This window comes from Neobacillus cucumis (assembly GCF_016908975.1).
GTDB classification, from domain to species: domain Bacteria; phylum Bacillota; class Bacilli; order Bacillales; family Cytobacillaceae; genus Neobacillus; species Neobacillus cucumis.
Genome location: NZ_JAFBEX010000030.1, coordinates 41,405 through 51,794, shown reverse-complemented (window position 1 = coordinate 51,794; position 10,390 = coordinate 41,405). Strand labels below are relative to the sequence as shown.

At 34.2% G+C, this 10,390-nt stretch carries 9 protein-coding genes; 3 read left to right on the top strand and 6 right to left on the bottom strand.

Going from position 1 to position 10,390, the window contains the following annotated elements:
• Positions 1 to 249 precede the first annotated feature (249 nt).
• Genes JOC76_RS26035 through mobQ form a run of 3 tightly spaced genes read right to left on the bottom strand, consistent with a single transcriptional unit; the run spans position 250 to position 3,219 of the window.
• The gene (locus tag JOC76_RS26035; protein WP_205181724.1) at positions 250 to 567 is read right to left on the bottom strand and encodes a hypothetical protein; all 318 of its coding nucleotides are present in this window, start codon (positions 565 to 567) and stop codon (positions 250 to 252) included.
• A 40-nt stretch (positions 568 to 607) separates the two neighbouring features.
• Positions 608 to 1,126: a hypothetical protein gene (locus tag JOC76_RS26030; protein ID WP_205181723.1), complete on the bottom strand. Its 519-nt coding sequence runs from the start codon at positions 1,124 to 1,126 to the stop codon at positions 608 to 610.
• An 11-nt stretch (positions 1,127 to 1,137) separates the two neighbouring features.
• Complete coding sequence (mobQ, locus tag JOC76_RS26025) at positions 1,138 to 3,219, bottom strand: MobQ family relaxase (protein ID WP_205181722.1); 2,082 nt, start codon at positions 3,217 to 3,219, stop codon at positions 1,138 to 1,140.
• A gap of 223 nt (positions 3,220 to 3,442) precedes the next feature.
• On the opposite strand from mobQ, the gene JOC76_RS26020 reads away from it, so the two are divergent.
• Together JOC76_RS26020 and JOC76_RS26015 are read left to right on the top strand one after the other, a co-directional pair.
• On the top strand, positions 3,443 to 3,733 hold the full coding sequence (locus tag JOC76_RS26020) for a hypothetical protein (RefSeq protein WP_205181721.1): 291 nt from the start codon (positions 3,443 to 3,445) through the stop codon (positions 3,731 to 3,733).
• Positions 3,734 to 3,743: 10 nt separating this feature from the next.
• Positions 3,744 to 4,082: a hypothetical protein gene (locus JOC76_RS26015; protein WP_205181720.1), complete on the top strand. Its 339-nt coding sequence runs from the start codon at positions 3,744 to 3,746 to the stop codon at positions 4,080 to 4,082.
• A 229-nt stretch (positions 4,083 to 4,311) separates the two neighbouring features.
• Here the strand turns inward: JOC76_RS26015 and JOC76_RS26010 are convergent, their stop codons facing one another.
• The 3 genes from JOC76_RS26010 to JOC76_RS26000 form a co-directional block, all read right to left on the bottom strand.
• Entirely contained in the window at positions 4,312 to 4,527 is a 216-nt protein-coding gene (locus JOC76_RS26010) for an EF-hand domain-containing protein (protein WP_205181719.1), read from the bottom strand.
• A 414-nt stretch (positions 4,528 to 4,941) separates the two neighbouring features.
• Positions 4,942 to 5,097: a hypothetical protein gene (locus JOC76_RS26005; RefSeq protein WP_205181718.1), complete on the bottom strand. Its 156-nt coding sequence runs from the start codon at positions 5,095 to 5,097 to the stop codon at positions 4,942 to 4,944.
• Positions 5,098 to 5,615: 518 nt separating this feature from the next.
• Entirely contained in the window at positions 5,616 to 7,166 is a 1,551-nt protein-coding gene (locus JOC76_RS26000; RefSeq protein ID WP_205181717.1) for a primase C-terminal domain-containing protein, read from the bottom strand.
• A gap of 1,025 nt (positions 7,167 to 8,191) precedes the next feature.
• On the opposite strand from JOC76_RS26000, the gene JOC76_RS25995 reads away from it, so the two are divergent.
• Positions 8,192 to 10,033 (top strand): helix-turn-helix domain-containing protein, encoded by a 1,842-nt coding sequence (locus JOC76_RS25995; RefSeq protein WP_205181716.1) that lies wholly within the window; start codon positions 8,192 to 8,194, stop codon positions 10,031 to 10,033.
• Positions 10,034 to 10,390: the final 357 nt, after the last annotated feature.

The window sequence follows — 10,390 nt, the reverse complement described above, 5'->3', positions numbered from 1 at the left end:
TCTCCCAGCCTTAGAACAAGTATGGACGGATTCAATACATTTTCATTCTTTGTGGTGAAGAGCTGTTTTTTAGCGATTCATGGATGGCTAACGGGTTGCTTCTTTTGTTGAATAAGAGATGAATAACTAAAAACAAAAGAAATAGCTTGGCAATTAGTTGCCAAGCTATTATTTTAACTAAAATCAATTCAGTTATTAATCAGAAAAAGTGAAATGAGTAAAATGCAAGTTTCACCACTTTTTTTATGTCTATAAAGGTTTGAAATTAGGGAAAGGTGCTTGAGATTCAGCAAGTGATGAAAGACTAGTCAGTTCAGCAACAGAACTGATTTTATTCCAAACGGACATTACTTTAGCAGATTGGTGTGCTTTTTCTATAGCCTCATTTGACATCCACTCAGCTATTTCAATAATTGTCCCATCTTCCGCTTGAAGAGTTAATAACTCACGATTTGTAATCAATCCTTCTTCTCGTAACGTTGGTATATGTACTTTAAGAATTTCTTTTAACTCGTTTTCTTTCCCTGCTTTCGGACGATAAAGTGCCATAAAAACTGATGATGACATAATTCCACCTCCCATAATGTTCATTAACTATGATAACATCTTAAAAATACTTTTTACCGGATCCAGGTGAACCAACGATAAACACATTTCGATTAGGAATTGTTGTTTTCTCAGGTAAAATCAACGGTTTATTTTTGATTAATCCTAGAATTAACCCAGGAGTATTTTTCAAATTTTCCTTTGCAGACTTATTAAAAGTCTTCTTAACGAAGTTTTTATCGTTAAAAATTTCGCTATGTTTTGAATAACGAGCCGTACTATGAGCACCATATTCAGATGCTTCTTTATATCCATTTCCAGATATCAATTTATACATTTTAACAGAAAGGAATATCAGCCCTAACACAGCCGCTAGTTGTAAGGGTTGAAACAAATTGACATGCTTTGCTACACGAATCAATTCAATTGGATTCTTCATCGCATTCGTAATAGTATTGATGTCTTTATGCTTTGGAAAGTTAATAAAAAAACTTAAAAGAAATAAATCGGCTAAACTCACTACTAATACTGAAATCAAAATGGACATAAAGACTGTTCCCTTATCAACTCTATTTTTCAATAGAACCCTCCTTATCTGCCTCTACCATCATTATTTTTTCGCCTATATTTATTTTCCTCTAATGATCTTTCTATGTTGGTTTTTCTTCCCTTTTCCGAATCATCCATAAGGTTGTTGATACTATATGCAATATTACTCATCATTTCAGCTTGAACACGATTATCATCGTATTGATTTCTTGGCTCCATGTTTCTACCCTGAGATTCAGGATGATCTTGATTTTGACCATGGGAATCGGAAAGATCTTGACGAGTCTTATCCAGATACTTCATAAACTCATCGATTGGAATAACACGTTTTTCTTTTTCATTTGCTCGTAAGATTTTTACAGCTGTTTTTCCGTCAAGATGATCTAGCCTAGAATCGCTCGGATACTGCGATTTAACATGTGATATCATTGCTTTTTCTAGGATGCTTAAAGACGTTTTAAGATGCTTTAATCTTTCTGCTACAGCAACACGTTGTTTCTCCATTTCCTCTTTTCGTTTTGCGTATTCAGCAGGATTTGTAAGACGAATTTCTTCAGTTGCTTTTTCTTTCCTATCTAAGCTCCTGATCCAGTTCACAACGAATTGATTATCTTTTCGGAACTTATCATATTGATCTAATAAACTCATTTCTTGAAAAGGCTTAGGATTTTCTTTATTCCTTAAATATTCAGGTGCCTGATCTAGAGGAATAAGATTACCGGATTTCCTGTACTCTTGAATCAGCTGATCTATTTCACGAATAGGGAGTTCTTTCAGTTTTTTATCATCCTTATATAGAATCTTTGCTTGAGTTAAGGAAACGTCCTCAAGTACTTTTACCGCCTCATCAACCTTTGTTTTGTTCTCCGTAAATTTCTCTTTTTCTAGCTTAAAGCTTTCTAAATTCTTACGGAAAACAATGGTTCTTTCTTTTAGCTCTTCCATATATTTTTCAACTGAAAAACCGGCACGCTTTAAATGAATTTCTGCCCTGTCTTTTGCAATGGTGTTGTCTGGACTATTTTTGTACTGGTTATACAATTCTTTTGATTGATCAATGATGGAAGCTTCAGCTTTTATTGCATTCATCTTCTTCTCTAATGCCTTCTCCCAATTTTCAAATTGGGCTTGGCATTTCAATGCTGATGATAATGAAACATCTTCCTTTATTCGGTTACGTACAAAGGTGATGGCTGTTTTCTCTTGAGGGCTTAAGTAGTTCCATAAACCACTCTTTTCAAGTGATCGACGAATATCCATTTCCAATTCATGTTTCTTTTGCTCAAGGTCGATAATACTTGAATTAATCTGTGCCAAATCATGTTGATATTTCCGTAACTCACGATTAGCATTTTGAATATCTAAATTCAATTGTCCTTCTTTGGAAACAGGTTGATATTCAACACCTTGTTGTAACGCATTCTGTTGAGCTCTCTTCTCCATTCCAGCAGCCACATGACCTAAATGTACAGTACCGATTTCATCTCTTCCTTGGCGCTCATATGAACGTAAATCAAACCGTCTTTCTAAGTTTAATCGCTCATAAGTTTTGTTTACTAATTCCTGATAGTTGTTTCTCCAATTCTGAACATTCTCTTTATGATCCCAAGGATTATCTTGATAAATTTTCTTACCTTTTTCATCTAATCGTCCTGTAAATGGTCGTTTTTCTCCCCATGTACCATCTTCATTGAACGGTCTCATCGTTAACATGATATGTGCGTGTGGATTATGTGACTTATCCCGATGAATATTCACATCTGCAACCATACCCTTTTCTACAAATTGAGACTGAACAAAAGTCTTAACAAGCTCAGTTTGTTGCTCTTGAATTAAGTTATTTGGTATGGCAATTAATACTTCCCTTGATAGTTGGGAAGTCCATCGTTTTTCAACTTTTTCAACTTCATTCCATAAACTCTCTCTGTCTGTTACCCAGTCAGGTGCATGTGAAGGAGCAAGGATAAATGACTCTGGTTGAATCTCATGTTTCTTAAATTGAAAACTTCTTTGATTTCTTTCGTCATACAATTTTTGGTCAGAACGATAGGCAGCAGCAGCTACAGTAGATCTTCCGTCTTTTCTAGATATGATGTTTACACTGAAATGAAGAGTATCTGCCACTACTTGTATCCCCCTTTTGGATTGATAGCCCCTACTGGTAAAACAACTTTCAACGTTAGTTGAAATCAAGAACCGAAAATGAAATTTTCGTTCTTCGCAAGCACATAACAATAGTTATGTATAATTGCGCAATGTCACTTCGTTCCTTGAAATTATATCACTTCCAATATGTGGATTACAATGCTATAATATAGAAAAATATCCAAATGAGGTGGTTTTTTCCATGGCTCGAAAAAATGCCGCTGACAAAATAAAAGATCTTAAAGAACAAATGAAAAAGATTGAACAGCAATTAAAAGAAGAAGAAAAAAAACGTGATGAAGAATTGGGAAAAATCTTCAGAGAAGAATGGGGAATTGAAGATAGCGATACAGCTTTTTTCATCATTAAATCATTAAAAAATGATGTCGATAAATTGAAAAAAACTTTTAAAACAAATGAAGAGAACCAATTACAAAAAAATCTAGATGAATCTAAGAATGAAACTAAAGTTTCTCAATTAGTAAGCAATTAAGGGTAAGAAAATGGAAAAAGACATGTACGAAAAATATCAAAAAGTTCTGGATGATATTGAAAAGAAAAAGAAAAAAAGTCAGGTTCTTGAAGATCATTTAAAAGCAGCTCAGCTAAGACATGCTCAACAAATTGATTATCAAAAGAATAATTCATTAAGAAGAGAACGTACTCACCGTTTAGTTCAAAAAGGAGCTTTAGTAGAGAAATATTTAGAGAATCACCTTGAAATACCAGAGCATTTAACCCCTAAAGATACAGAATTATTATTAGATGTTTTTTCAGATATATTAAAGAAAAACAAACCATATATTTTAAATCAATGGAAAATGAAAAAGGAAACAAAATAAAAAACCTCAACCTTTTAGATAACTTTTCTCTTACCTAAAAGGTTGAGATTCTTTTTATCTACTAAATGTAATTTCGGTTATCTCTTTTATTTCAAATTCAACCTGTTTTGTAGTTTTGTCAATTGCCTGGATAGTTTCTTTCAAATTTTTTTCCAAGGAAAAGTCCCTTAAATTTTGAATCGTTTTTTCATTCGTCATGGTATATACTGCAGTTGCTAACGATATAGATTCATTTAATGATAGAAAAGTGATATTTTAAATCTGTTTTAAGTTGTTCATTCATTATCATCTCATTCTGATCAATTTTAGAAAATCTTACATCAATTTGACTCTTTTGCTGAACCAAGCTTTCCATAAGTTGATTGAATTCTTCAAGAGATATTTTTTTTTCTAGTTTTGCTTGATAAAGGACACCCAGGTTTTTATTTATTTCTGACTCAATCATTCTTAGATCATTTCGTAATTATTTATATATTTCACAAGTGTTTAAAGCTATATCCAAAGAACTCTCTTTAGAAGCCTGGATATGCGCTTTTACACTTCGTTGCAAATTATTTAAATAAACTTCTTCAATGGACTTATTTTTTACTGCAAACACCAAGTATAGAGGTTAAAACCATTGTAGAAAGTATTAATAAAGATTTTTTCATAAACCACACCTACAATCCTTTGTTTTAATTTTTTCCAATACTATTCTACAATTCTCATAAAATTCCCTTGACGCGATTTTTAGTGTATTTAACAATGATTTTCTTTTGTTTGGATCATCTTTGGTTAGTTGAAACAGTCCAAGAATGATAAGGAGTAACAGAAGGATAAAATTTAATAATATACTCATATAAGTGACCCTTTCCTCATATTATTTAACTCTGCGCATCCATGAACTTTTTATAACTGTTGCTGCAGCTCCAGTACCTATACCACTTACTTTACGGCCTGCCCCTGATGAATACATGAGCTCTTTAACAATGTGAGGTGATTTAACAGCCAATATCATAAAACCAATACCATACATAAGTTTTTTAGGGTCCCAGATGTTTCCATTCGAAAAGAACTTTAGCATATTGCGACTAATTTGAGTGATGATATCAATTTACTACCTGAATTTTGGAAAAACCTTTTAAGTCTCATTTTTAGGCAGAATATACAGATTGTTATCATTTTATTAAATAGGCGCTATCACAAAGAAAAATCCTAATTCAGCAACCTCATAGCCATTTGAATGAGCAATAAAAAAAACAAGATGGCAATAATTAAACACAAGATCACCATAAACGTTAGATTAATAGTTGCTTCTTGAATTTTCGTTTCCCCTAACAGACGTATAAACAGACTATCCAATCCTCCTTTAAGACCCAAAAACTTAGCTTATAGCTTAAAATATTTCCATATCCATTCAGATAAGACATAAAAATATAAAACTAGCTAGTAAATATAGTGACTGCAGACATACTACGAGCAAAGATTAAGGTCAGTAATAAAATATAAGCAACAGGAGAATATAGATATGTATTGGCAGACTGGCTTGTTATTTTAACTTGTCATTTTCTTCGGTGGCGATGATCCAGAACGGTATATAATGTCCACTTCATGAGTAAACATTGCGCTTTCCAATGTAGGGAATTCAAGCGCAGTAATATTGTGATTCAATTCGGGTAAAAGTTCGGCAAATGTCATCTGGGTATGTTGAATGTACTTCTTACGTAAAAATAGCATATTTTTAAATAGCATAGAACGGCTGGTTATTTTTGTGACAGCTCCTCGGCCACGACCAATCGTATGTTTTTTAAGCTTACTAGATTGCTTGAAAACCTCCTTAAGGGAAGATACAGACATTCCAAAGGTTTTAGCAAGGCTGCTCAAAGAACCCTCTAAAAACGGCTTTTCAGGGCTTGTATGTATATCCAAATAGGCAATGATGTCTTTTTCCCACTCCTTATAGTGGGAGCGTACCCGTTCCTCACGGGGTTTTTTAAATTTATACCAGCCTTCCCTTCCCTTGAATTGGGCTTGTCCATCTGTCCATAGTTCAAGTAAGCCTTCTACATAGGAACGCTTTACTCCCTTATATTTACCTGAATAAGCACTCTTTAGAGTCCGATCAAATTCACTTTTCTTTAAAGGCTGATCCAGGTTGCTGTTAAATTGATCAAGTTCATCATATGCTTCGTCAAACGGCCGTTCATTTGCATAATTAGCAAGCGCCAACGTCATTATGGCGTTATTACGACTAGAGCCAAAATGCCCCTTCTCAATGTGTGTGGCATGAATAAGCGCGCTATACCAATCCGACGATGTTTGATCGATTAATGAGGAATTCTTGCTGTATACTACCCGTAGAAAATTCCTATTTTCCTGTTCTTCAAACTGTTTAGACCACGTTAACAATTCACTTGTATTTGCGGGCTGGTCATAAAAATCCAATATATTATCTTCTCTTGGAATACGATAAAAACCGAATGGGACACATCCAATATCCACTGGTACATACGTTTTAAGCCCTTTTCGAATATTTTCAGATAAGCGCTCAGCAACTCTTAAAGCCTTATAATCTTGGTTTTTATGTATAAAAAAAGGTGTTTCCAATACAAAGAAAACCTGAAAGCCTCTTGGCGTTTCCAGAAGTAGATTAGGCCGTGGTAATCCTAATTCCTCACATCCAAGATATAAAGCGTACAGATCCACTTCTTTCGTATCGATATCAAGGCTAATTACATTGATTTGTTTTAGATTTTCTCGTTCATGCCCTTTGATAACACGTTTTTTGAAATTATAATATGTACCCCCCCGATAAATATTAGGCGTCCAGTGGGTTAGGTTCTTATACTTTTCCTGGAGTGTTTCGTAAGAAGTTACGACATATCCTTTTCCTTCAGAAAGGTCAGCTTTAGACGGAGATACAAATATAACACCTGTACGATAAAGAGCTTTACTTATGGATTGCTCGTAAGCAGCCACTTTGTTAAAGGGTTGACTGGATCCCTTTTTCTTGAATAAACGTAAGCCATTATGTGTCATAAATTGCATAATTTCAACAATCGAAAGTGGACTTCTCTTGAAATTTGCTGTCATAGTCGTTCCCATGTATTCACACCTTCTTTATTGCAAAATCTCTTAATCTATTGCCACCATTAATTGCACCGATTTCCATTTCTTTCATGGAACTTTTTGTTGAATTAAGTATACAAAACTCGATTCTTTAAAATTGACGCTCTCTAAGAGAAATGCACCAAAAATAAAAAGTCCCTTGAGACTTAGAGCCCCAAGGGATTGAAAAAAAATTATTTTTTTTTTGTTATACAGGTTCCGCTCACTTTTGCACCAAAAATCAGTTAAATGCACCATTTTTTATACTTACGATTTATGTACCTGAAAATGAAAGTATTGTTACCATATCAATGGTTTGAAGGGTTTTCTTATAAAAAAATACTAGACAGGTTTCGCTCACATTTTAGGATTTTCTGTAGGTTGTTGGTATACAAGTTCCGCTCACTTTCCTAAAAATGTGCCAAATTCGATCTCTCTTTTTATAGATAATATTACGTTAAAATTAGTGTATATATTGGTGTATCAATGATTTTCTTAGCACACAGGTTCCGCTCAACGTGTTCCATTTTTGGTGCATTTTAAATGAAATTACTACACAGGTTCCGCTCACATGCCCATAAAATGGTGCATTATAGAGAAATTTAAGAAGATCAGGTTGTTTTAAAGTTAAAATAACTCCTAATAGGTAATAAAGAAGAGTATCTGTTGCAAGTTAAAATATGATCTGCGAACATGTGGTGCATTTTTGCAATGGTTTGATGCCCCTTTTGCTGACATTAAAATTAGCGTTACTAGTTGTAGAATAGTAAACACAACTCCTAAAAGAGATATTTAATATATATATTGGTGCATTTTTATCTTATTGAGCGAAACCTGTGTGGTATATGGTGCATTTTCCACTCGAAAAACGTTCCATAATTGCTATAATAACAATTAAGTGGTGCATTTTTTTGATAGCATTCATTTACAAGGTGGTGCATTTTTTGTTAGTATTCATCTAAAATGAGGGTAATTATCCATGCTATCGTCACACGGTGGGCAAATGGGAGGATGTTCTTAAGATGATTTATGACAAAATCCATGACCATCTAATCTTGAATTACGAGAATCTCAAGGTGGTCATTTTTGAAGAAACTAAGCGTTTATTTACAGATCGCCCGTATATCTTAGATAAATGGAAAAAAGAAGCCTATAGTATGACAGAAGAAGAAGTAACAAAACAAGCTCCCGGAAATATGATGGGGACAAGCTTTCGTGCTTTATTTTACTTATTTACTCAAACGTTATACTTTGAAAGTCATATAACCAAACAAATGATTAAAGATGCTGTAGAAAAATATAAAGACACGATAAAGATTTTATTAGCTGGCCATTTCATACAAGAATTTCCGAATGATGAGATTAAACGAAGCGTAAACGAAGAAAAGATCGAAGAAGCTTTAAATCGTGATTATATCTATTCCAGTATGGATATTGACTATCATTTAATGAGAGACATAGTCACAAAGGGAAAAAGGGACTTCAAGGCAGGAGATGAAGGTTACTTGGCGACTCAGATTATTGACAACCGGGGCAAAGTTAGAGGTTTAGCTGAACTTAGGCCCTATGAATCACAGACAGCCGAGTTAACCTCAGATCAACAAGAAATGTGGCTTGAGCTTATAGAATCCACAATAAACTCACTCGATGAAATGACGGCCGATCTTTTTGATTTGATTACATATTTATGGATGGTTTCACCTAAGAGCAATGATGGGTATATTGAGTTTCACAGTAATGATGCCTTGCAGCTAAGAAATTTAAAGAAGCGGACAGCCCACGGACGGGAGCTTGACTATCGTGAAGAAGATCGCTTCAACATCATGAAACGGGTGGCCGCTCTTTCAAGTATCTGGGTATTTTTAGGTGATCAGCAAGTAAAAGTGGTTAACACGAAAGACTTGCAAGATAAAGAACTTTTTAAATTTAAAGATTTTCAGAGAATGTTTGAGATTGGAAAGATCCGTGTGGCTTACGATATAAAAACGGGGGAAGCAAAAGGGATTTATGCGGTACAAGTAAAACCAACCTCTATCCTGACTCCCTATTTAGACGGTCCGAACCGCTCGCTTGGTTTGCTCGATCTTAAAGTATTCCAGTATAGCCATTTTACCCAGCGTGAACATAAACGGTTAACACGATATTTAAATCTCCAATGGAAAATCCGAACTCTAAAACGGTCTCTTCAACAACCCTTTAAGATTTCTACTCTCTTAAAGATAATGGATATATCCTCCCGCTATAATGGCGTGCAAACAAGAGATAAATTTGAAAATGTTTTAGATGAACTGCAAAAGGATGGCGTAATTAAAAGTTGGGGGTATACAGAAGAAATCGATGAAAATCAGGTTGGGAAAAAAGGTTGGTTCAATAATTACTGGACAAAACTAACTGTGACCATTTTCCCAACCGAAATAGTAGTAAAGGAAAACCAAAAAAACTTGTTAGTCAATTCAAACAATACGATTAACGAAAAAATTATTGAACGTATGCAACAAATGAGCCAGGAAAGAACATTTTCGGAGTCAGCGGAAAAACTTTTTACTGAAATTCCAGAACTAGCATATAAAGAAACAGCCTCCACAATAGAAACAGAATTAACTGACTTCTCTTCTGTGACAATAGAACCGCTACAACAAGCATTTGACTTTGAAAGCATGGAAGAAACAATCCTAACTCCGGAAACAATGAAGGAAATGATGGACTCCCAAAACATGAGTATCCGACAGACAGCAGAAGAAATTGGCATTGCTCATACTACCCTCTCTCGGTACTTAAGAAAAGAAAATAAGCGACAAAATAAAAAAAATGATGAAAAGATGCTTAATTGGTTGAAAGAAAAAGCAAACAGCCGATATAACTAGATTGATGTTCACTAACTTCTAACTAAAAAAAAAATAGAAACAGATACCCCGATCCTTTGTCTTTTGGCAAAATTAAGGTTCCCGGGGTATATTTTTTTTAGATTTTAGTAGCTTTTCTTAGAGTTAGATCAATCATTCAACTGATCGCTGAAAGCAAAATAAGGAGGTGAATATTTTTTTGAAAGATTTGTATCAATTGATATTGGAAATGATGCATTAAATGGTTTGTTCGGTAGTTAAGACAACCAGATACATAACCTAGTTTCAATATATTGTTCTCCTTTAATAACCAATATATTTTCCGAAGCCCAACTACTAAAACTTATGTCATCTGCCTTCCCTTTTGGGATACATATT